Annotated in this window: 2 protein-coding genes; both read right to left on the bottom strand. The window is 76.1% G+C overall.

What is annotated here, in order from left to right; translation table 11 throughout:
* Positions 1–2,053: 2,053 nt before the first annotated feature.
* Positions 2,054–3,283 carry a S8 family serine peptidase gene (locus tag K1J57_RS29710; RefSeq protein WP_220562000.1) on the bottom strand — a complete coding sequence of 410 codons (1,230 nt, stop codon included), beginning with the start codon at positions 3,281–3,283 and terminating at the stop codon, positions 2,054–2,056.
* A gap of 164 nt (positions 3,284–3,447) precedes the next feature.
* Entirely contained in the window at positions 3,448–24,462 is a 21,015-nt protein-coding gene (locus K1J57_RS29705; protein WP_220561999.1) for an ADP-ribosyltransferase, read from the bottom strand.
* Positions 24,463–25,060: the final 598 nt, after the last annotated feature.

Below are 25,060 nucleotides of genomic sequence, written 5' to 3'. Positions count from 1 at the left end.
CGGAGGGCATCGCTGCTTCCTCCGCCGCAGGGGGTGAGGGCCGCGGGTGGCTTCCTGCCCCGGCCCCAGGGGGTTGGGGTAGGGCGGTACTCGGCCCGGGCTCCAGGGGGTGAGGCGGACTGTGAGGTTTCCAGGTCGGTCACCGCTTGGGAAGGGCGGTCTGTGGTCGCAGCCACAGGTGACTGGTTTCCAAGAGCTGAATCGCTTGTGAAGGTACAGTCGCGGAGCGTGGATCCGTCCCCGCGCAGTCGGTGTCCGGCAGAGCGCCGGGCGGTTTCGTTGGGCGCACACCGTGGGTGGTGGGGGTGCGCTTTCCGGGGGCGGGTCCGCGCGAGGTGCGCACACCTGCACCGGTTGGAAAGGTTGGGGGCGCCGGCGGCGGTGCGGGGGCTCCACGCTGTTGCCTACTCCCGCGGATGACCGCGGTACCGGTCAGTGCCGGGGGTGAAAGCCGCACGTGCCTGCGACCTTGGCCCCAGCCCGGGCACAGGACCGCGACCCTGGCCGTAGGGGGTGAAAGCCGCGCGCTCCTGCGGCAACAGCCAGAGGGGGGTTGGGGAGGCATGACCGCGACCCCCGCCCTAGGGGGTATTGCCGCACGTACCCGCAACCCCGGCCACACCTCGGAGACAGGAACCGCGACCTCCACCCCAGGGGGTGTGGGAAGGAGGGCCCGCGACCCCTGCCCCAGGGGGTGAAAGCGGTACATACCCACAGCCTCGGCCACAACCCGGACACAGGACCGCGACCCCGGCCACGGCGGGGGTGAAGGTGCGCGGTCTCTCCTCCGGGCCTGGGCGGGGATCGCGAGCACGTGCACGTTCCACCCCCTGCGGCGGGGGTCACAATCCTTCCCCCCAACCCCCACTGGCTGATGCCGCGGGTACCCGCGGCCTTCACCCCCAGGGCTGAGGCGCGCGGTTCTTCTTCCCCCACCCCCTGGGGCCCGGGGCTGTGGGCACGCACAGCTTTCACCCCCCAGAGCTGAGGTGTGCGGTCCGGTGCCCGGTTTGGGGCCGGGCTTCCGGGTACGTGCGGCAACACCCCCTGGGGCGGGGGTCGCGGTCCTTCCTCCCCACACCCCCTGAGGCTCGGGGCTGTAGGTGTGTGCGGCCTTCACCCCCTGAGGCTGAGGGGCGCGGACCTGTGCCCGGTCTGAGGCTGAGGCCGCGGGTGCGTGCGGCTTTCACCCCCACTCCCATCCGTACCGCGGTCATCCGCGGGAGTAGGCACCAGCGTGGAGCCCCCGCACCGCCGCCGGCGCCCCCAACCTTTCCAAGCGGTGCGGGTGTGCGCGCTCCGGGTGCACCCGGCTCCGGCAGTCACACCCCCACCACCCGCCACGCGCGCCCAACGATTCCCCCTGGTGGTCTGCCGGGCGCCGACTGCGGCCGGGGCCGGGCCCACCCGGCGCGGACCGCCGTTCCCAAGCGGCCGGCCTTTTGGAAACCTACAACTACCTCGGCGAACACCCCCTGGGGCCGGGGGCTCCACTGGCCTGACACGGCTATGGCGGGCCACCCAAGTCGGGTGGGGAACCCCCCGCGGCGGGGGCCCAGCGATGCCCTCCGGCTGTGGCTCAGGGCCCCGGTCGGGTGGGAAACCCCCTGCGGCGGAGGGAGCAGTGATGTCCTCCGGCTGTGGCTGAGGAGCCCGGTCGGGTGGGGAACCCCCTGCGGCGGGGGCCCAGCGATGCCCTCCGGCTGTGGCTCAGGGCCCCGGTCGGGTGGGGAACCCCCTGGGGCGGAGGGAGCAGTGATGTCCTCCGGCTGTGGCTGAGGAGCCCGGTCGGGTGGGGAACCCCCTGCGGCGGGGCCCAGCGATGCCCTCCGGCTGTGGCCGAGGTTTCCAGGCGGGTGGACAACCCCCTGCGGCCGGGGCCCGCAGGTATGTGCGGCCTCCACCGCCTTGTGGCCGGGGCGGTGGGGACGCTCGCTCCGGCCTCTGGGGTCGAAGGAGATGATGCGCTCTCCGACCGTGGCTCGACCCCCAACAGCCCCACCCGTCACCCACCACAGCGTTGAAAGGGCATGGGGGCGGCCACGGGTCGGGGTCAGGGGACCGGTTCGCCCGGGGTGGCGGGGCGCCAGTCGCGGGCGCGGCCGTTGCGCACGACGGCGGCGGCCAGCACGCACATCACGATCAGGAGCCCGGCGCCGCCGACCACCGCCCAGGTCGGGAGGGCGTCCAGCGAGCCCAGGGGCGAGGGGTCGGGGACGAACCGCCCGCCCGCGGACAGGGCCGATTCTCCCGCGGGCACGGTGGTCAGCGCCGCGACGGGGTCGACCCGGCCGCCCCCGCCCACCGGGTCGCCCGAGCCCGACGGGGACGAGTAGGCGGTCGAGATGAGCCGCTGCCGCAGCTCGCCCGGGGTGAGCTCCGGTTCGCGGGCGGCCAGCAGGGACGCCGTCCCCGCCGCGAAGGCCGCCGCGACCCCCGGTCCCGAGCCGATCACGTGCCCGCCGCCGGGCCCCGGCCCCACGGTCAGGTCGCCCGGCGCCAGGAGGTCGACCCGCACCAGTTCGCCGTCGGCCCGCAGCACCGGCGCGGCCACCACGGGCAGCCCCTCGGGGTCGTGGGCCGCCACGCTCAGCGCGTCGGGGTGCTGGGACGGGTGCCCGGCCATCGGGCCGCGCACCGTGTTCACCGTCGCCGGGGCCACCACCAGGGATCCCGCCTCCGTCGCGGCCGCCACGGCGTCGTCCAGGGCGGTGCTGTTCTCCCAGGCCGCCGTGCCCACGAGGATGACGTCGGAGCCCGCGGCGGTCGCCTCGGTGATGCCGGAGGCGATCTGGCCGGGCGGGGTCACCCCGGTGTTGGGGTCCCCCGCCGGGATGAACCTGAGGGAGACGCCGGGCGCCACCCCCAGGGTCCCGCTGTCCTCCACGGCCCGGCCGCCCGCGACCCCCGCCAGGAACGTCCCGTGGCCCAGGCAGTCCTGGGAGCCCCCGCCCTCCACGGCGCCCTCCAGCGCCGGGCCCGCGGCGTCGAGCTCCGGGGCCAGGACGGCGATCTCCGTGCCGGAGCCCGTGCTCAGCCGGTGCGCCCGGTCCAGGCCGAGGAAGGCGCGGGTCCAGGGTTCCTGTTCGACCACCTCGGTGCCCATGACGGAGCAGGGCTGCCGTTCGCCCTTGAACTCGAAGACCTGGGGGAGGGGAGGCGGGGGCTCGTCGCCCGCCGTGTCCGCCGCCGCTGCGGCCGGGGCGGCCAGGGGGACCAGGGCGAGGAGCAGCGCGGCCGCCGCGCGGCCGACCGCTGCGCCGGGAGCCGGGGTGGATCTCAACGGGCTCTCCTGTCGAAGGGGGTGGGGAGGCGGGGCGCCGCGGGAGGGGAGGGCGCGGTCGGCGCCGGGGCTCCGCCGTGACGGGGGCCGCGCCGGGCGCGCAACACACCCTAACGGCTGCGCATCGCTCCGGGGAGTGGTGTCCGTCTCGCCGGGTCCGGTGTTCACGCCTCCTCCCCGCCGTCCGGGACCACCTCGGCGTACAGGACGTAGCCGCGGCCCCAGGGTTCGTAGGAGACGATGCGGTAGGCGGTGCCGCGGGCGAGGATGATCTCGCGTTCGTGGGGGTGGAGGCTGCGGTCGCCGACCCACAGGCCCCGGGTGCCGGGCGGGAGGGTGAGGCGGATGAGGTCGGTGGGGGAGCCTCCGGCGGCGCTGGGGCGGGGTCCCAGGGACGCGGACATGAACCCGGGGTCGGTGAAGGTGCGGCCGACGAGGGTGGAGGGGTCGGCGGTGCCCCCGGGGGCCAGGTGGTCGAAGCCGTAGACGCCGCGCACGGCTTCGACGCCTTCGGGCAGGGGTGCGTCGGTGGCGCCGTCCAGGCGCTCGATGATGTCGAGGACGTCCTGCGCGTCGGGGTACATGCCCCGCCCCCTCTTGTCGGGGAGTGTCTCGGCGATCCGGCCGGCGGGGCCGGCGTCGCGGTAGAGGTTCTCCAGGGCGGCCTCGGGGTGGCGGGAGTCGAGGACGCTCCGGACGGCCGCCTCCTGTTCGTGGGTGAGCCTGCCGCCGTTGAGGAGGTGGGGCAGGGTGTGCAGGGCGGGCCACCGGCCGTGGTTGGCCTCGTAGAGCTGCCAGCCGGGGTGGGAGCGGCTCTGTTCGCGGCGGCGGTCGAGTTCGGCCTGGACGGTGTCCTCGTCCAGGGGCTGGAGGCGGGAGAACTCGCCGATCCAGCCGTCGGCGGTGTACGCGTGGACGTAGCGGCGGGTGCGGGGCGGGAGCGCGTCGTGGGTGTTGGGGTTGAAGTCCGGGTCGTGGAGGAGGTCGCCGTATTCCAGAAGGCCCGCCTCGCCGGGGAACCGGCGGATGCCGTCGGTGCCCAGGACCCCCGGCCCCTCGGCCGGCGCCGTGTACTCGGGGGCCCCGACGACGAACACCGGGACGTCGGCGCGCAGCAGGGGCGGCACCGCGGCCGTGGCGTCGAACAGCCAGGACAGGTCGCCCGCTCCCGGTGCGGGGAGGGCGGCCGCCTTGGCGGCGCCCGGGTTGAGCTCGGCGTCGAAGAGCCGGAACAGGGCGTCCTCCGCGCCGCCGGTCTCCGTGACGGGGGTCTTCTCCTTCCCGTCGCGCAGGCGGTCGAGCAGTTCGGAGTAGGGGTAGTGGGGCGGGGACTCCTCGTCGCCGTAGGCGGGCGGGGGCTCCTCGCGTACGCCGTCGGCGTCCCGGGGCGGGCCGTCGTAGGCGGGCGGCAGGCCGCGGCCGCCGGAGTCCGAGGCGTCGGCGGGACCGCCCTCTCCGCGGTGGCGCGACCCCTCCGGGGCGCTCCCTCCCGGGGGCGGCGGCCCGTGGCGGCCGTCCCGGCCCGCCGGGGCGGGCCCGCCTCCGCGGCCGGTGCCGGGTGCCGGGGGAGCGCCCTCGTCGCCGGAGTCGTCCGAGTCGTCCGAATCATCGGAGTCGTCGCCCGTGTCCGGTGTCGCCTCGGGGACGTCCAGGTCCTGGAGGCGGGTGTTCAGGGTGTCCAGGTCCTGGTGCAGTCCGCGGAGGTCGGTCTCCAGTCCGCGCAGGCGGGGGAGCTCGGTGTCCGTGAGGTCGCTGACCCGGGTGTCCAGGTCTCCCAGACGCGTCTCCAGGCCGGTCCGGTCGGTCAGCAGGGTGTCCAGGGTCGTCCGCACCCCGTCCAGGGTGGTGCGCAGGTCCGGGCGCGCGTCGAGGAAGGGGGCGTGCTCCTCGGCGATCCGGCCGGCCTGCGCCCGCAGGTCCGCCAGGTGCTCCCCGGACCGGTCCACCAGGGACCGGACGTCGCGGGTCCCCTCGTTCACCCGGGTGACCGCCGTCTCGGTGGCCTGGCGTTCGGCCGAGACCGTCCGGCCCCGCTCCGCCACGGGCCGGTCGAGTCGCCCAGTCTCCTCGATGAGGGCGTCGAGCCGGTCCCGCATCCGCTGGACCTCGGCCCCGCCGCGTTCGGGCCGGCCGGCGAAGGCGGACAGCTCGGCCTCGAAGGCCGTGATCCGCCGGGCCAGGTCGTCGACCTGCGCGCGGGTGGTGAGGTCGGGGGCCGGCGGGGGCACCCGCGCGGCGTCGGCGCCGCGGGCGTCCAGCACCCCGTCCGCCCGGTCCAGGGCGGCCGCGGCCTGGTCGAAGGCCCGCCGGCCCTGGTCGCCCTCGGTGCGCACGTCGCCGATCACGTCGGCCACCAGCGGCCCGCCCAGGCGGGCGAGGTCGGCGGCCAGGTCCTGCTGGACCCGCGCGCGCTCCTCGAACCGGGGCAGGTTCCGGCGGGCCGCCGCGTCCGTGTCACCGAGGACCCGGTCGATCTCCGTGCGGACCGCGCGGTTGCGCGCGGCCAGCTCCCTCTCCTGGTCGTACAGGGTGTCCAGGTCGCCGCCCAGGCGGCGGACGTCGTCGCCCGCCGCGGCCTCCCGGGTCAGGGGCCGGTGCCGCGCCTGCGTGTTCAGGGTCTCGGTGCGCATCCGGCCCACGCGGTCGCCGACGGACTCCGCCAGGGCCCGGCCGCGGTTCATCCGGTCCGCGATCCTGTCCTGTGTCGCCCGAGTGAGGCGGGCCTGCTCCCGCGCCAGGTCGCGGTGCGCCTCGGCCCGGTCGAGGAGGGCGTGCGCCTCCGCCAGCAGGGCGTCCCGCCGGGCGTCGAGCGCGTCGATGTCGGCGGAGGACTCGTCCCCCGTCAGCGCGGCGCGGTCGCGCTCGAAGGCGTCGATCCCGTTGCGCAGGTCCGTCACGGCGGCCGGGGCGGGGGAGGCCGTGCCGGTCGGGTCGGGGAGGGCCGCCAACAGGTCGTTCGCGCTCCTGACCAGGGACGCGGCGCGTTCCACGTCCGCACGGGCCCGCTGCTCGCGCTGCCGCAGGTCGGTGACGGTGTCGCCGATCGCCTCGGTCTTCCCGCGCAGGTCGGCCGCGGGGTCCTGCGGGTCCCCGGCCCGGGGGTCGAGCTCGGTGTCCAGGGTCTCGCGCAGGGTGGTCCCGGACAGTCCCGGGGCCGCCGGGACGGTCCCCGGCGCGGGCGCGGCCGACGCGGACGGGCCCATGTCCCCGCGCGCGGCGTTGAGGGCGTCCACCCAGGCGCGGGTGCTCGCCTCGTACCGGCGCAGGCTCTGCCGGTACCTGTCCTCCTGGGCGCGGTAGGCGTCCCGGGCCTCCTGGAGGCGTTCCGCCGCCCACTCCGAGGTCTGGGAGGACCCGTCCCGGGGCTCGCGCGGCGGCCGGACGGCCCGCTCCTCCTCCGTCCGCCGGTGGACCTCGTGGGCGCGCAGGTAGTCGCGGACGGGCTCCTCCAGGCGGCCGCGCTCGCGGCCGTAAGAGCCCTCGTCGTCGCCCATGGTCTCGGCGGCGACGTGGACGCGCTCGGCCCCCGCGGCGAGTTCGGCGGCCCGCTCGGGGGTGACGATGCCCAGCCGCACGGCGTCGTCCTGGGAGACCCACACGCTCACGGTGTCCCGGGTCAGCCCCGTGTAGGAGTCCTTGCCCGAGGAGGCGCCGACGATCCAGGTGGTGTCGAGCTCGACGAGGTAGGCGGGGCCCAGGCGCTGGATCTCTGCGGTCGGCGGGCCCGCCGTGGCGATCTCGCGCCCGGCGGCGGCGGTCGTCGACGTGGCTCCCAGCTGGGTGTTGAGCGCCCCCGGCAGGACGCCGGTGTGCTTGTCGTAGACGTCCTTGTCGGTGGTCAGGCCGGCGGGGCGGAACGAGGGGTCGAGCGCCGTCCCCGAGCCGTGCTCGGAGGAGTCGGACATCCCGCTCTTCCTGCTGCTCGTGGTGCTCAGGCGGGCCCCGGCCACCACGTCCAGGATCCGGGCCCCGGACAGGTCGGGCAGGGCGGTCAGGCTCCACCGGGTCGAGCCCAGGTCCATGAGGGCGACGCCGTCCCCGTGGCCGGCGGTGCGGGAGAACAGCGCCTTGAGGGCGATGGACTCCAGCCCGCTGTCGAGGGGGGAGTGGCGGCGGTCCAGGTGCAGGGCGTCGGCGACGTGCTCGCGGGCGTGGCGCAGCCCGGCGGGGGTGAGGTTCCCGCCTGCGTCCCGGTCGCCGTCCCCGGGCTTCCAGCCCAGGGACCGCGCGACGACGACGGCTGCGGTGTCGCGGACGTCGCGCCCGCCGTCCTGCACGGCGGCCGGCATCATCACCAGGTCGTCGGGCAGGCGGGACGCGCGTCCGCCGGTGAACTCGGCCCCGGAGCGGTCGGCCAGGGCCCGCCCCAGGTCCCGGCCGCGGGCCCGGGACACCGTGTCGCGCAGGCCGCTCCGTCGGCCGGAGCCGCCCGAGGACTCCGTGGACCGGGGCGAGAGGTCCAGGTAGGAGGCGGGGTAGTAGGTGTGGATGCGCCCGGACTCCCCCCGGCCCGTGGCCTCCAGGTCGTCGGGCCCGCTCAGGCGCAGCACCAGTTCGCTGTCCTGCTCGACCTTGGCGTAGGGGCCGGAGATCTCCAGCTGCACGGTGTGGGTGACCTCGTCGGAGCTCCCGCGGGTGCGCGTGTCGGAGGCGGAGGCGCTGCCCGAGACGGCCGGCGAGGTGAACAGCGGCCGGCTGTTCGGCTCCTGCCCGGGCGGGTTCGCATCCCCGTCGAAGCGGGTGGGCTGGAGCGGGACGAGCTCGCCGCCGACCGTGTCGCCGGTTCCGCGGGAGTGGCTGCTCCCGGTGGCGGCCGTCCAGGTGTGGGACTCGATGATCGCGTCGCTGGAGGCCAGGTACTCGACCTTGCGCTCCCGGGTGCGCAGGTCCAGGTGGACCCGGGCGTCCTGGGCGGACCCGCCGTGGTTGGGGCCGTCGCCGGAGATCCTGCGCACGCGCACCGACACCGGCTCGCTCGTGCCGGACGTGGTGCCCAACCGGGTGGTGAGCGCCTCCAGCAGCCGCTCGCGGCTTCCGTCGGTGAGCTCGTACTTCTGGCGGCGCAGGTCCCCGACCAGGCTCTCCAGCGCCGCGGTGGGGTCGGCGGGGCGGATGCGCCGGCCGGAGTCCTCGAAACCGGGCCGGACCCGGACATCGGTGATGTCGGCCGGGTCGTCCTGGGGGGACAGGGAGAGGGTGCCGTCCCCGTTCTCGGTGACCCGGTCCAGGACGATGCCCGCCTCCTGGGCGTCCCGGGCCGAGATGTAGCCCGACATCAGGTCCTGGAAGCGGGCCGTCCACCCGCGGAAGTACTCCTTGGCGAGCCCCGGGCCCCGTTCGTGCAGCAGCGCCACCGCCTGGGTCGCCCGGCCCGCCAGCCGGTACGCGTAGCCCAGGGCGGCCTTGGGGACGATGGTCGTGGAGGCGGTGAAGGACGCCTTGGCGGAGGTGCCGTCCACGGACCGGAAGAAGTTCCAGGCGTTGTTGAGCCCGCCCACGGGGATCGGCCGGGTGGCGTCCTTGGGCGGAACGGCCGTGTCCGGGTCCTTCTGCCCGGCCTCGTCGACGATCCGGTTGCTCGTCCCGCCGCCCGTGGCGCCCACGCGGAAGGTGCCGCTCTTGGTGACGGTGTCGGAGGCGCCGATCTCCACGCTGGTCTCACCGTGGGCGATCGTCTGCATCTCGACCTGCTGGAACTCCGCGACCCGGTCGGGCTCCACACGGGTCGCGGTGGTGACGCGCAGGTCGCGGGGCGACAGGATGCCGCCGCTCATCTCCGGGCGCGAGCGCCGCCCGGTCGGGGCCGTGGTGGAGGGGTCGTCGGCCATGCCGGTGGGGGAGAGCAGCTCCTGGAAGTGGGTGCGCCCGCCGGTGGTGTTGAGGTAGGTGCGCAGTTTGCGCTCGAAGCCCTGGAACAGGCCGCGCCGGAAGCCGGAGAACAGCTCGAAGGTGCGGCTCGCGGAGCCGATGCCGACCCGCTCGACGGAGCCGCCGACCCGGACGAGGTCCTCGGCGCGGCGGCGCTCGCGCGCCTGCTCGGCGGTCTCCCTCGGGGGCCGTCCGGACCCCTCGGCCCCGTCGCCCGCCGACCGGTCCCCGTCGCGGTCCGTCGCGGCCTCCTCCGTGGCGCGTCGGGAGCCGTCGCCGTCCGTGCCGCGTTCGGAGCCGTCGCCGTCCGTGGCGCGTTCAGAGCCGCCGCCGTCTGTGGCGCTTCGGGAGCCGTCCCCGTCCGTCCCGCGTCGGGAGCCGTCCCCGTCCGTGCCGCGTTCGGAGCCGCCGCCGTCCGTCGTGGCGGTCCGCGCCGAGAAGGGGCCCTCGATCAGGGCGCGCGCCTGGGCCTCGGTGAGGTTCCGGTGGTCCTCGCCGCCCTCCCGGGGAGGCGGGGACGCCGTCTCGGTGAGGACCCGGGGCGTGATCACCGTGTACTCCGCGCGGATCGGCCCGGCGAACAGGTCCGTGCCCTGGTCGGTGCCGCGGGCCTGGTCGGAGCCCTCGTAGTCGCTCATGCGCGCCGTGAACGCGACGGGCCCCCGCCAGGCGTCGGAGCCGCCGGGGAAGAAGACGGTCTCGTCGGCCGTGTGGGTGACGGCGCGCGAGGTGTCCGAGGAGTGGGCGCGGGAGCCGCTCAGGGTGCCGCTCACCCCGCCCATCCGGCGGCCCATGCCGCGGGCGTCGGCCTCCCGGGAGCGCAGCAGGCCCGCTCCCGCCGTCAGGTTGACCGTGTGCGAGGAGCCCTTGCCGCGCGAGTCGCCGCTCCTGGCGTCGCCGCCCAGCCGCACGCCGGTCTCGGTGGGCGTGCGCCCGTCGAAGGACAGCGCCCCGAACTCCGCGTGGACGTGCACGGTGACGCTGTCCGGGCGCACCACCTCCTTGCCCTTGACCGTCAGCGCCGGGTCGACGAGGGCGTTCTCGGCGAGGTGGATCATCAGGCCCGGGTCCGACGTCAGCTCGCCGGTGCGGCCGTGCAGCGCGTCGGGGGTGAGGGCGTCCAGGACGCGCAGGGTGTTCTCACGGGCCACTTCGTAGTTGCGGCGGGCGCCGTACCTCTCGCGCCAGGTGCGCTCGCCGCGCGGGGCCCGCTCGTTGCCGGGGCGCCGAGCGTAGTCCCGGCGGTTGCGGGCCATGTCCGGGATGACCATGCCGGGGTGCTCGCGGGCGACGGACTCCAGCACCTGCTGTTGGAGGTCCTCGTACACCGTGGAGCCGTTGTCCCGGACCTGCGGGGCACTGCCGCGGTCATCCCTGTTCCGGTCCCGGTCGGGGTATTCGAAGCCGGTGATGGCCGTGCCGCTGAGGTCGGTGACGGTGTCCCCGCGCAGGTGGGCCATGGGCGGCCGGGGGGACTCGCCGTGGTCGCGCCCGCGCGGCCCGCCCCCGGCGGCGTCGTGGAGGGTCTCCGCGTCGCGGCGGGAGAGGATCTCGACCGTCTCGCCGGTGAAGGCGTGCGGGCTCTGCTCCCCCTCGATCCGCACGAAGATGTCGCGTTCGACGCGGTAGGCGAGGAAGTCCTCGGTGTCGGCGATGTCGCGGGCGATGGTGCGGCGGGAGCCGGTCCGGGAGGAGGAGTGCCCCTCGGAGTCCAGGGTGCGCGAGTAGACGTACTCCAGGGTGGGCACGTCGATGCGGGTCATACCGCCGCCGGGCAGCGACAGCTCGATGTTCACGCCGCCGCCGAAGCTGAACCCGAAGTTCCTGCTGCGGCTGCCGGAGGAGGTGACGGTGTGCTCGGCGCCGTCGTGGCGGGTGAGCTCGCCCAGGTGCGGGGCGTGCCCGAAGGCGCGGTACTCGGTGGCGGAGGACGCCAGGCGCACCATCCGGGACGAGCCGTCCTGCCCGAAGAGCTTGAAGGTGATCGGCCCCCGGTCCAGGTGGGGCAGGTACTCCTGGAGGGAGTCGTTGTCGAGCACGGTCCGGATCGCTTTGTGCAGGTCGCGCGCGGCTCTGCCCCGGGACCCCCGGGTGCCCTTGCCGGTGGCGCCCTCGGCGCCGTCCGGCGCGAGGCGGTCCGCGAGCCAGGTGCCGAGGTCGGTGTGGGCGGGGGCGGCCCCGTCCTCTCCGCCGTGGGGGACGATCCGCTCGACCTTGACGGGCAGGCCGCCGTGCAGGGTGCGGGGGTTGCGGCGGGGCGCGGGCCCCTCGGAGCCGGAGGAGGCGTCGTCCGCGCCCTCCCCGGCGGGCGGCCGGGGGATGCTGATGTGCTCGGGGGCGCCCTCGGGGCGCTTCTCGGCCTTGCCGGACAGGATCAGGGCCAGGCCGTCGCGCACCACCGCGGGGCGGGGTGCCCGGGCCGTCGGCCCGGCGGGCGGGGTGACGTCCAGGTCCACGCGCAGGTCGGTGGCGTAGACCTCGGCCGGTCCGCTGTTGTCCATCGCCTGCACGGCGGTGGACTTCGAGGAGCCGCCGCTCGCCCCGCCGCGCAGCCGGGTGCCGCCACTGGCGCCCACAGTGAAGCTGGGGCCGATCGGGTCACCCAGGAACGTCGGGCCGAAGTACAGCGGGTTGGCGGTGAACTTGACGCTGACGCCCCGGCGGGCGCCGCGCGTGAGGGTGTCGCCGGAGGAGACCGTGCGGGTGCGCTCCTGGCCGCCGATGATCGCGGCGTCGGTGCCCTCGCCGTCGCGGATGGGCACGTGCCGGTAGGCGGGCGGGACGCCGCCGCCGGGCCGGTCGGAGGACAGCCTGACGTGTACCGTCCACCGGTCCCCGGCGGGGCCGACGGTGATCTCCGGGCCGGTCCCGGTGAAGAACGGGTCCATGCCCTCCTCGCGCGCGATGCGGTCGACCTCGGCCAGCACCTCCTCCCGCCGGGCCCGCGGCATGCGCGGGCGCATCCCGCGCAGGGACCGCTCGACCGCGTCGGGGACGCCGTCGGTGCGCAGCCGGCCGGGGCCGACCATGCGCGATCCGATGAGGTAGTCGAGGTCGTGGGCCTCGCCATCGCGGTCCACGGCGAGCGAGCCGTCCAGCGTGTACGGCGCGGGGTCCCCGCCGTCCCCGTCGTCGGTGGTCCCGGTCCCGGAGCCGTCGTCGTCCGGGTCGCCGGGGTCGTCGTCGGGCGAGCGGTCCTCCCCGGGGGCGCGGTGCGACCCGGAGCCCTCGCCGGTCTCCGCGGGGGCGCGGTGCGTCGTTCCCGAACCCTCGCCCGTCTCCCGGGTGAGGGCGCGCCCGTCCGGCCCCAGGGTGTCCAGGGCGTGGTCCAGGAGGGCGAACACCTGGACATCGGTGGAACCGGGCACGGGCAGGGGGGAGTGGTCGCCGTACGGCGACTTCGGGCCGAGCGGGTCGGGCAGGCCCTTGGGGCCCTTGGCGTTCAGGGCCTCCAGCAGCTCGGTGTAGGGGTAGGGGGGAGGGGACTCCTCGTCGTCGTAGGCGGGCAGGGGCTCCTCGCGCACGCCATCCGTGTCCTGGGACTCCTGGGGGGCCCGGGGCGGGCCGTCGTAGGCGGGCGGCAGCCCGCGGTCGTCGGCGGTGCGGTCGAAGACGCCGTCGGTGTCCGGCACCGTGGAGGCGTCGTCGTCCGAGGGTGTGGACGGGGTGTCGGACGTGCCGTCGGTCTCCGTGTCCCGGGACGTGGTCTCCGGGGCCCGGTCCGTGCCGGAGCCGTCGGCCGAGGTGTCCCGCCCGGCCCCCCGGCCGCCGTCGCGGTCGTCGGACGGCGGCGGGCCGCGGTGCCCGTCCGAGCGGTCCCCCTCGGGATCCGTCCGCCGCGTCGATCCGTCACCCTCGCGGCGGCCGTCCCCGGGCGGGGGAGCGCCGTCGTCGTCGGAGCCGTCGTCCCCGCGCGTCACCGGGCCCGGGACCTCGGCGCCGTCCAGCCGCGCGCGCAGCCCCTCCAGGTCGCCCCGCAGGCCGCGCAGGGCGGCCTCCTCCCTTTCGAGGACGGGGATCTCGGTCTCGGTGAGGGTCCGGTTGCGGGACTCGGGTCCGTCCAGGCGGTCGGCCAGGCCGTCCCTGAGGCTCCGCAGGCGTGCGACGGCGTCCCGGGCAGCGGTCAGGGCGGCCCGCTCCGGGGCTCCGGGGAAGAGCGCGTCGGACCGCCCGGCGATCCCGCCGATCCGGGTGTCCATGTCCCCGAGCCGGGCGTCCGCGTCGTTCACCGCCGAGCGGACGGGGCCCAGGCGTCCGGCCGCGCCCGCCGCCGCGGCGCGGCCGGAGTCCAGGCGGGTGCCGACCTCGGCCTCGCGCCCGGTCACCGGAGCGGTGAGCCGGTCCGTTTCGGCGATCAGCTCCTGCCGCCGCCGCTCCATGGCCTCGACGTCGGCCGCGCCGCGCTCGGGGAGCGCGGAGAACTCCCGCAGGTCTTGGGCGAACCCCTCGATCCGCCGCTCCAGGTCCGCCACCTGCTCGGGCGTCGTGAAGCCGTCCCCGCGCGGCGGCAGCGGGGTGTGGGCGTTCGCGTGCCCGTCCAGCAGGCCGGTCGCCTCGTCCACCGCGGTCCCGTGCTCCGGCCGGCCCAGCCGGGTGCCCGGCGGGGCGGTGTCCCGCTCGACCCCGGCCGCGGCCGTGTCGACCAGCCTCTCGCCCAGGCCGGTGAGGATCCCCTCCAGTTCCGCGTGGAAGCGCTGCTGCTCCTGGAGGCGGAACAGTTCGGTGCGGGCCAGGGTGTCGGTGCGGGACAGCAGGCCGTCCAGGCGGGGTTTCAGCGCGTCGGCGGCCGCGGTCCGGTCGCGCAGCTCGCGGTCGAGCGCCTCCAGGGTCCGCCCGGAGTCCTCCAGCCGCGCGGCGGGCGCGGGGGCCTCTGGTGCGGGCGTCCCCTCGGGGGCCGGGGCGGGGGTCCGGAGGCGGGCGTCCTCCACCAGGCGGTCGTGCTCGGCCGCCGCCCGGTCCCGCTCGGCCCGCAGTTCGGCGAGGTCGCCGAGCGCCCGCTCGGCCCCGGTCCGGGAGGAGTCGACCAGGTCCAGGACGCCCCCGATCTCCGCCCGGGCCCGGTCGGCGGCGTCCGCCAGGTGTGCGCGCAGGTCGCGGGCCTGGGAGAGGAGGGTGTCCACTCGGTCCAGCAGGGCGTCGCGCCGGGCGGCCTCCGCCGCCGTGTCCCGGGGGGCGCCGGTGTCGGCGGAGAGCCCCTCGACGGCCGCGCGCAGGTCCAGCACGCTCCGCAGGCGGGCGTCGATGCCGTCGGTGTCGAGCAGGCGGTCCCCGCGCGGTACACGCGTGTCGAGGGTGCGCTCCGCCTGCTCGGCGCCGTCCTCGGCCTGCCCGACCCGTTCCCGGGCCCGCTCGCCGCGCTCGTTCAGCGCGTCCGCCGTCGTGCGGTCCTGCGCGACCCGGGACTCGAAGAGCGCCTCCGGCGCGTCGTACGCCCGGCGGGAGTCGGCCACCGACTCGGCCCAGGACCGGGCGCTCTCCTCGTAGGACTCCTTCGCCCTCTCCACCTCCGCCTCCTGGGCGAGGTAGGCGCTCCGGGCCCGGGCCAGCCGGTCGGCCGCCTCGGGGGACGCCTCCATCCCGTCGGCGGCGCGCTCGGCGCTGTAGGCGGCGTGCGCCTCCCGGTAGGCGGTGACCGGGTCGGTGAGCCCGCCCCGGGCCTCGTCGTAGGACAGCTCCTCGCGGCCCATGGCCTCGGCGGCCCGGCGGGTCTCCTCCGCCCGGGCGGCCAGGTCGCCCGCGTGCGCCTCGGTGACGACGCCGAGCCGGATCGCGTCCTCCTGGGACACCCAGGCGCTCACCTTGCCGCTGACCCGGCCGATGTGCTGGTGGTGGGAGTCCTTCAGGAACGGCAGGCCGCTCTCGGAGCGCGCCCCCAGCAGCCAGGTGGTGTCGAACTCGATGAGGTAGACCGGGCCCCGCTTCTCGTTCTGGGCGGTCGGGGGAGTGTCCGTCTTGGGACCGCCCCCGTCGGAGGAGGCGCCGGCCGGGCTCGTGGCCGACACGTTGGGCGCCCCGGTCATCACGGCGGCGTGGTCCTTGAAGTCCGGGTGCCCGGTGTTGATGCCGGTCGGCCGGAACCCGCCCTCGGCGGTCGCCCCCGCGCTGTGGGAGAGCCCGTCCTCGGAGGCGTGCTCCTCGGTGTCGCTCCAGTTCAGCCGAGAGTCGGGGAGCACGTCCAGGACCCGGGCCCCGCGCAGGTCGGGGGCCACGCCCAGCCGCCAGTCCAGGGAGCCGATCCTCATCAGGGGCACGCCCTCGTCCGCCCCGAGCGCCTCGGAGAACAGGGACTTCAGGGCGATGGACTCCAGGACGCTGTCGATGGGCGTGTACCGGGGGTCCAGGTCCAGCTCGTCGGCGAGGAAGTCGCGGGCGGAGTCGATCTCCTGCGCCGAGTAGACCCGGTCCGCCCCGTCGGCCGCGTCCCCGGGGCCGGGTGTCCAGCCCAGGGAACGGGCGATGGTGACGACCGCCGTGTCTCGGACGTCCGCCCCGTGGCCGCCGACGGCCGTCGGCATGACGATGCCGTCGCCGAGGCCGGTGGCCCCGCCCGCGGTGTACTGCCGGGCCAGCCGGTCCCGCATCGCGTCCGCCAGGTCGGGGCGGTCGTCGGCCGGCCCGCCCCCGATCCGGGGGCCGCCGCCGGAGCCGGTCTCCGTCCGCGGGGCGTCCGCCCCGGAGAAGTCCAGGTAGGAGGCGGGGTACAGGGTCCGGATCCGGCCCGCGTCGCCGTCGACGTCGAAGCCGACGACCTGCCTGTCGGTGAAGGGGACGTGCACCCTGCCCTTGCGGACGTCGGTCGGCCTGTCGAACTCGATGCTCAGTTCGAGCGTGCCCTGCTGGGCGACCTTGGCGTAGGGGCCGGAGGTCTCCAGCTGCACCGTGCGGGTCCGCTCCACCGTGTCGGAGTGGGTCCGGTCCTGCGAGGTCGTGTGGCCCGCGCCCCCGGCGGGGGTCAGGAACAGGGGCCGGTGGTCGGGCTGGTCGTCCGGCCCCCGGTCCTGGCCCTCGAAGGGTGCGGGGATCAGGTGCGTGTGGTCGGCGCCCACGGAGTTGCCGCCGCCGCGCGAACGGCTCCGGACCTCCTCGGACTTCCAGGTGTGCGACTCCACCATCTCGTCGGCCGAGCCCAGGTACTCCACCTCGGGCGCGGTCGTGCGCAGGTTGACCCGCACCACGCCCGAGGACGACGCGTGGCCGAACGGGGCGCCCTTGGGCCGCACCTTGACGGCGACCGGGACGTTCGTGCCCGAGGACTTGCCCAGCTGCGTGGTCAGCCTGTCGAACAGTCGCTTCCTGCTGCGGCCGGTGAGCTCGTACCCCTGCCTGTCGAGCTCCCGGGCCAGGGACTCCAGCGCCGCGGTGGGGTCGCCCGGGCGGATCCGCTGCCCGGTGTGCTCGAACCCCTCGCGGACGCGGACGTTCCCGGCGTCGTCGGGCTCGGGCTGGGCGCCCTCCTCCAGCGTCCCGTCCGCGTTCTCCCGTAGGCGGTCCACGATGACCCCGGCCCGGCGCGCGTCGCGCGCGGAGATGTAGCCGGACGCCAGGTCGGAGAGCGACGCCTTCCAGCCCCGGTAGTGCGTCGACCACAGGCCCGGGACGGCCAGGCCCCAGCCCTTCATGAGCTGGACCGCCTGGGTGACCGTGCCGCCGACTTGGAAGGCGTAGCCCAGCGCGGCCTTCGGCACGATGGTCAGCGACGAGGTGAAGGTACCGGTCTCCCCGGTGGTCCGGCCCGACCGGAAGAAGTTCCAGGTGTCGGAGAGCCCGGTGAGGGGGATGGGGCCGCGGGCGGCCGCCGGGGTGAGGTCGTCGGGGCCGTCGGCGTGGGCCTTGTCCGGGTTGGTCGAGCCGCCCGCGTTGGCGCCGATCCGGGCGCTGCCGCTGGTGGTGACGTTGTGCGAGGCCCCGGCGTTCACCGAGGTCTCGGCGTGCAGGACCGGCTGCATCCTGGTGAGCTGCATCCGGGTCACCTGGTCGGGGTCGGCCCTGGTGACGAGGTCGGCGCGCCCGTCGTTGGGCGAGAACAGGCCGCCGGTCATGTCCATGGCGTCGCGCTGGCCGCCGGGGGAGAAGGTGGCGGGGTCCCCGGCCATGCCGGTCGGGGAGAACAGGCGCTCGAAGAACGACCGGCCCCCGCGGGTGTCCAGGAAGTGCAGGAGTTTGCGGCCGGCCGCGAACTGGAGGGGCGACACGGGGGCGGACAGCAGGCCGCGGGCCCGCCCGCCGAGGTCGCCGCGGGTGCCTCCCAGGTCGTTGTTGACGCGTTCCAGCACGCCGTCGTCGACCAGGGCCCGCGCCCGGCGGGCGTCCTCCCGCGCGGCCTGCTCACGGCGCTCCCGGCCGGGGTCGCGGGTGTCGTCCCCGCGGTCTCCGTCGCGGTGGTCCTCGGTCCGGTCGGCGTCGCGGTCCTCGCGCCCTTCGCCGGTGCGGTCCCCGTCCCGGGCGTCCCCGTCCCGGGCGTCCCCGTCCCGGGCGTCCCCGTCCCGGGCGCCCTCGCCGTCGCGGCCTTCGCGCCCTTCGCCGGTGCGGTCGCCCTCGTGGCGGTCCCCGGTCCGAATGCCGTCGCCGTCGCGGTGCCCGTCCGTGCGGCCGTCCTCCCGGCGGTCCCCGTCCCGGACGCCGTCGCCGTCGCGGTGCCCGTCCGTGCGGTCGCCCCCGCGGCCCTCGCGGCCGTCGTGCCGTCCGTCGGTGCGGCCCCCGTCCCGGCCGTCGCGCCCTTCGTCGGTGCCGTCGCCCCGGTCCCGGTCCCCGTCGGTGCGGCCGCCGCCCTCCGTCCGGCCGTCGCCGCCGGACTCGGCCGGCGCGGCGGGGGCGGGCGGCGGGGGCGGTGCCAGCGCGCCTTGGACCAGGGCGCGCGCCTCGTCCGCGGTCAGGGTCTCGACATCGCCGTCCGCCGCCCGCGGCGGGCCGGTCACCGGCTCGGAGAGCATCTTGGGCGTGGTCAGGGAGTACCGCGCGTCGATCGGCGCGCTCAGCAGCGGCACGCTCTCGTCCCTGCCCGTCACCTGCTCCGAGGCGTCGTACTCGTGCAGGCGCGCGGTGAAGCGGACGTCGCCGCTCCAGTCGTCGGAGCCCTCGGGGAAGAGCAGGAGCTGGTCGGACTTGTGTTCCGAGCCGTGGGAGCGGTCCCTGTTCCAGGCCCGCGCGATGGTCGCGGCCACGCTCCCGCTGCCCATGGTCTTGGCCATGCCGCGGGCGTCCTCGGGGTTGCCGCGGGCCAGGCCCGGGCCCGCCGTCAGGGTCCCGGAGTGCGAGGCGCCCTTGCCCCGGCCCGACTCCTGCTTGGCGGCGCCGCCGACGTGGATGCCGGTCCTGCCGTCCTTGGATTCCTGGTGGGTGAGCGCGCCGAACTCGGCCTTCACCCGGACGGTGACCAGCCCGGGGCGGTGGAACTCCTTGCCGGTGAAGGTCCTCCCGAGGTCGATGACCGCCTTCTCGTCGAGGTGGATGGCCAGGCCGTCGCGGGAGGCCAGCGCCTCGCCGTTGTTGTTGAGGAACTCCTCCCGCAGCATCCGCTCGACCTTCTCGGTGTTCTGCCGCGCCACCCGGCGGTTGCGGCGCAGGCCCCAGTGCTCGCGCGGGGAGCGGGAGAAGTACGGGGCCCTCTCCCGGCCCGGCCTGCGCGCGTAGTCGGCGTGCGTGCGGGACAGCTCCGGGACCACGATGCCGGGGAGCCTCTCGGCCAGCCCCGTCAGGATCTGTTGGATGAGGTGCTCGGTGACCTGGTCGGGGCGCCCGTCCGGGGTGGCACCCCCCTCCGCCGCGTCCCCGTCCCCGGTGCCCGGCGTCCGCGGCCAGGAGAAGCCGCCCAGGCGGGACCCGTCGAACCGGGTGATCCGGTCCCCGCGCAGGTGGTCGAAGGGCGGCCGGGTGTCCGGCCGGGGCGCGGCGTGCGGGTCGGGCAGGCCCCGCGCGGCGGCGTCCAGGGTCCGGGCGTCGCGCACCGAGAGGAGTTCGACGGTCTCGCCGGTGAACGTGTGCCGCTCGGTCTCGCCGTCCACCTGCACCACCAGGTCGCGGTCGACCGCGTAGGCGGCGAAGTCGTCGGTGTCCGAGGTCGCCATGGCGAAGGTGTCGCGCAGGCCGGTCTTGGAGGAGTTCTGCGTCTCCGAGGACCACGTCCTGGTGTAGCCGTACTCTCCGACCGGGGCGTCCAGGCGCAGCCGGCCCCCGGGCAGGCGCATCTCGACGCCGAAACCGCCCCCCACGGTGAAGCCCGCCTTGGACGTGCGCCCCTGCGTGTCGGAGCGCGTCTGCTCGGTGCCGTCGTGGCGGACGAACTCGTCCACGCGCGGGGTGTGCCCCTTGGCCCGGTAGTCCGCGGCCGGGGACGAGATGTGCACGACCCGCTCGGTCCCGTCGGGCAGCACCGCCGTGAGCCGGACCGGGCCCTGGTCCATCGCGGGGAAGTACTGCCGGATCGAGTCGTTGTCGAGCTTCTTGGCGAACTCCTCGCGCCAGGCGCGCTCGGCATCGGCCCGCTTGTCCGTGGCGGGCCCGCCGTCGGAGCCGGTGCGCGGCGGCAGCAGCCTGTCGGCCAGCCAGGTGCCCAGGTCGGTGTAGGCCCTGCCGCCCCTGGGGCGGGGCCCGGTGGGGACGACGGAGGACACGCTGACCGGCAGGCCGCCGTGCTCCAGGCGCGGCCTGCGGGGCGGGGTGCCGGGGCCGCCCGTGGCCTCCCCGTCTGGCCGCGGCCGGAAGCGCATGACGGTCGGGGCCCCCTCGGGCCGGGGCCTGACCTCGCCGGGGACGACGAGGGCGACGCCGCGGGGCACCACGGCCGGGCCGCGGTCCGGCGTCGGGGCGCCCCCGTCGGTGCCGGGGGGCGGGCCGGGCGTGCGGACGCCGCCCGGGGGAGCGGCGACGTCCACGAGGACGCGCAGGTCGGACGTGTAGACCTCCGGGGCGCCCTTGCCCTTCACCTCCAGGGCGGTGGAGCCCTTCTCGGAGCCGCCGAACGTCATCGTCCGCAGCCCCAGGCCCGCGCTGCCGCCCGCGGACAGGACGGGGCCGAAGGCCCACCCGTCGGGGGTGGCGGACAGGAAGAGCGGGTTCACGTTGAACTTGGCGCTGAGGCCCTTCTTGGTCCCCTGCGAGGAGGACCCGCCGGCCTTGCCCTCGTGGGAGGCGGCGTCGGTGCGCATGGTCGCCGTCCGCACCTCGCCGTCGTCCGCGACGGTCGCGCGGTGGTACCCGTCGGTCCCGTCCCCGCCGTCGCCGCGCAGCCGCACCTGGAAGTGCCACTGGTCGGAGCCGCGCCGCACGGTGTGGGAGACCCCGTCGCGGCCGAAGAACGCGGTGGCGCCGGAGCGGCTCCGCATCTCCTTCTCGAAGTGGTCCAGGGCCTCCCTGCGCACGTCCGGGGGGACGAGGAAGCCCTGGGCGTCCACGGAGTCGGAGATCGCCGTGCGCACGTGCTCGGTCTCGACGTGCACGCCGTCGAGGTCGATGAAGCGGGTGGCGACGAGGTAGTCCAGGTCGACGGGGGCCGCGGTGCGCTCGGGCGTCCGGTCGCCGTCCCCCGGCGGCGGGGGCGGCGGGGCGTCGTCGGAGGTGTCGGCGGTGCGGTCGCCCTCGGCGGTGTGCGGGAGCGGTGCGGGGGCCTCGTCGTCGGACCCGTCGCGGGCGCGGTCGTCCCGCGTGGTGCGGTCGCCCCCGGGCGGCGGGGGCGCGGACGTGTCGTCGTCGTAGAGGTCGTCGAAGGCGCGGTCGCGTTCGGCGTCGCGGCCGCCGGTGTGCGGCGGGGCGTCGTCCCCGGAACCGGGGAGGGTGCGGTCGTCCGTGTCGGCGGGATCGCCGGACTCGGTCACGGGCACACCGGCCTCGTCCCGCGGCGGCGCGGCGGGCGGCTCCCCGCGGGTGACGGTCGGTGCCGGCTCCTCGGGGGTCTCCTCGGCGGGGACGGAGCGGTCCTCGGGCGTGCGCTCCACACCGCCGGAGCCGCCCTCGGACTCCGTCCCGGGCGGGATCGGACGGCCGCTCTTGTCGAGCCGGACCAGCGGGATCTCGGCGGTGAAGACCTGGACCGTGGTCGGCGGCGGCGGGGCCAGGAGGGGGACCGGCCCCAGCAGCCACTTGAGGTCCCCGGCGAACGACGGCGGGGACACCGGCGCCTTGGCATCCTTGGTCCCGGGGACGCCGACGAGGTCGCTGTACGGGTACGCGGGCGGGGACGACCGCTCGTCCTCGTAGGCGGGCGGCGCCTCGTCCCGTTCGGTGTCGTCGAACAGGTCCGGAGTATCCCGCCCGGTGTCGTCGGGCGGGCTCGTCGCGTCGGTGGCCACCGACTCCGCGTCCTCGCTGAAAACGCTGTCGGTCTCGCTCACGGCGTCGTCGTCGGACTCCGGGTCGTCGCGCTCCGCGACCGGGACCTCCGGGACCGGGGGCGCCTCCGCTTCGCCGGGACGGCCGCCCGGGTTGAGCTGGTCCTCGAACGAGTACGCCGGGGGAGGGGTGTCCGGCACGGCCGGGCCGTCCGGTCCGCGCTCCAGGGCCGCGTCGTCCGCGCTGGTGTCGCGCGTGTCGTCCGGCCGCACATCCTCGTGCGGACGCGGGTCCTCGTCCTCGGCCCGCGGCGGCGCGGGCGCCTCCTCCGGCCGCCCGTCCTCGTGCGGACGCGGGTTCTCGTCCTCGACCCGCGGCGCGGGCGCCTCCTCCGCGGCGGCCTCGCGGGACTCGGTGCCCCCGGCGGGCGGCGGGGGCACCTCGCCGCCGGTCGCCGGCTCCCCGGTGGAAGTCGGCGGCACCTCGAAGCGCCCGCCGTCCTCCGTTCCGGGAGGAGGCGGCGCGGACTCCCGGCCCTCGCCCCCGCCCGAACCGGGCGTGCTGGGGTCCTGCCCGTGGGGGTCCGGCGGGCCGGATTCCGTCGGCACGGGGGTGTTCGGGTCGACCGGGGCCGGGCCGTTCCCCTCCCCATTCGCGCGCGCCCCGTCCCCGGTGCGCTGCGTGCGGGTGTCGCCGCCCGTACCGCCCTGCTGCTGGCCGGGCTGGGGCGCGCCGCGGTCGCCTCCCGCCACCACGGGCGGCGGGGCGGCGGCCGGACCCCCGGCCTGCTCCTGGCCCGGCCGGTCGGTGCGCACGGCGCCGTCCGTTCCGGGAGGCGGCGCGGACTCCCGGCCCTCGCCCGAACCGGGCGTGCGGACGTCGTGCCCGAGAGGGGGAGAAGGGGACGCCGGGGCATCCCCGAACTCCTCGCGGCCGTCGATCCCGACCGGCGCGGGCGGGTCGTCCGGGGACGGTGCGGGAGCCCCATCGGCCTCCCCGCCCCGGCCCGGCGCGGGCGGGCGCTCCTGGTGGCCCCGGGTGTCCTGCGACGCCTCCGGGGCGCCGTCCCCGGAGCGCTCCGGGGACGACGGCTGCTCCGGCACACGCGCGGGACCGCCGGTCTCGGGCGGAGCGACCGGCCCGTCCTGGGGCCGGGGCGGCCGGACGCGGCCGTCCTCGTCGTCCGTGCGCGTGCCGTCCCCGTTCCGGACGGGCGTGCCGCCGTCGGAGTCCGGGTCGTCGTTCCGGTCGCCGCGGCCGAGGTCCACGACGATGTCCGTCCCGCCGCGCCCCGAACCGGGCCCGGGCCCCGGCGGTTGGTCGGAGCCCGCGCCGTCGGCGGTCTGCGTCGGCACCCTGTCCCGCGTCGGGTCGGCGACCGGCTCCGGCCCGGGGCGGGTGTCCTCCCCGGGCGGCGGCACCGTCTGCGTGTTCGGGTCCGGGGAACCGCTCAGGGCGTCGATGCCGGCCAACGCCGAGTCGGTCGACACCTGCTGGACGGTGTTCATGCTCGCGCCGGACGTGGCGGAGTACACCGACGCCTTGAAGCCCTCGCCCATGGCGGCGTTGCCCAGGCCTTCGCCCAGGTAGCCCTCGGCGGCCCCCGAGCCCGCGCCGACCCCGAGCTGGGTGAACCACATCCCCTTGCTCCGGAAGTGCTGGTACACCGGGTCGAGCATGTCCTGGGGCAGCCGCGACAGGTGCTCGCGCACGGGCGGCGGCAGGTGGTCGCCCAGGGTGCGCGACAGCTGCGCCCCCGCGTCCGGGGTGTTCCAGGTGCGCACCAGCGTGTCCGCGTAGTCGGAGCCCAGGCGGCGCGCCTGGTCGGCCCCCAGCGAGGCGCCGAAGTTGCGCTCGAACACCCCCGCCATGTCCTCGCGGAACCGGGCCCGGTTGGCGGCGTTGTTCCAGGCGGTCGCCCCGGGCGGGGCGTTGGAGCCGAACGGCACCGCCATCTCGTCCCGGTGCCGGGAGAACACGTCGGCGAGGTCGCGGTTGAGCCCGCGCCCGCCGGTTCCGGCCCCGGGGACGGGGACCGGGCCGCCGACCGGCGCCGGATCGGGGCGCGGCGTCGGCGCCGGGTCGGGGCGGGGGACCGTGTCGGGGTCGGGGCGCCCCCCGCCCGGGGGAGGGGGCGGGACGTCGGCGTCCGGACCGGTCGGGGGGACGTCCGGCCGCGGCGGCGGGGGGTCCGGCTGCGCCGACGGCACGGGGTCGGGCCGTCCGGAACCCGCGGGCGGCGGCACCACGTCGTCGATGTCGCGCAGGGGCGGGGGCGTGGGCAGGGGTTCGGGCACGCCCCTGCCCACCGGCGGCACGGGCACGGGATCGGGCAGGTCCCCCAGCACGTCGATCCGGTTGTTGAGCAGGTTGACGATCTGCCTGTCGAACACGGCGCCGACCAGCCCGGACAGCCCGGCCGAGACCAGCCCCTCCATCACCGCGCCGACGTGGGCCCCCTTGGTGAGGTCGTGGTCCCAGGTGTCGCGGGTGCCGTTGGCGATCTGGATGCGCTGGATGACGCTGTCCATGCTCGCGAAGAGCTGGCTGATGATCTGGTGGCCGGGCACGGTGAGGAGGAACCAGGCCAGGACCCGCTGCATGGCCAGGCTGCGGATCATCTTGAAGATGGGGATGTACTTCAGCGTCGCGCCGAAGGTGAACTTGGCCATGGCGATCGCCCAGGCGATCTCCACGAGGAGCTGGGCGAACTGCACCATCACCATCGCGGACATGTACTCCGCGTTGGCCGCGCCCTTGCGCAGCTCCACGGACAGGGTCCGGGAGATCTCCGCCGCCGACCCCAGGTAGTCGTTCTCGCCCTGGGTGAACTGGTTGATGGACCGGTCGTAGTAATCCGACGCACGGCCGCCGAAGTTCCTGCGAACACGGCCGCGCACGGTGTTCATCAGATCTTTGAGGTCCTGGGACAGCCTCGACCAGAGGCCGTCGTAGATCTCGGCCGCCGCGCGCATCGCCGGTGGGTCGGCGGTGGGCACCTCGATGCCGGTCAGGACCTGGATGGCCTTGCGGCTGGAGTCGGACATGTTGGGATCCAGCGGCACGCCCGATCCCCTCCCCTTCGACCCGCCCGCGGAGTGGGGTTACGTTAGCACCACGAACCGTGCATGTGGAAGTGGTGGTTCTTCCCTTTCTGTTCATGTTGGTGTGTCACGGAAACGTTGGACTTCGTTCGAGCACCGTGTTCGTGCCGGTCGGGAGACCGAGACTTCGCCGGGTGATCCCCCGCGGTTCATTCCGTGCCGGTCTCCCCGTGGGGCAGGTGTTCCACCCTGGATCCGGGGGTAGGCCAGAGGGACGGGCGCGGGCCGCCCGCACCGCCGCGCCGGAGCGCGGAGGTGCCGCGACACCGGCCCACGCAGCCATTCGGCTGCCCGTTTCTGTGCGATCCACCGGGCCTTCGGTTTTCGGTTGCGTCGAATCTCCCCTATGTAGGGCCTATTTCTCGTTCTGGGGGGTTGTTGTGTACTGTGCGCTCTCGGTACTCTCACGCTGAGAGAGCGTGAAACACACGCAAACCCACATCGGTCGGTGTCGGCCCGTCCCCCCGCGGACCCGCCCCACCTGCCGCTTCCCCACCCCCCACCCCCGTCCCGCCCGGGCGGAGCACACCGAAGGGAACAG

The organism is Nocardiopsis sp. MT53 (assembly GCF_019598965.1).
GTDB classification, from domain to species: domain Bacteria; phylum Actinomycetota; class Actinomycetes; order Streptosporangiales; family Streptosporangiaceae; genus Nocardiopsis; species Nocardiopsis changdeensis.
This window is presented reverse-complemented; position numbering and strand designations above follow the sequence as displayed.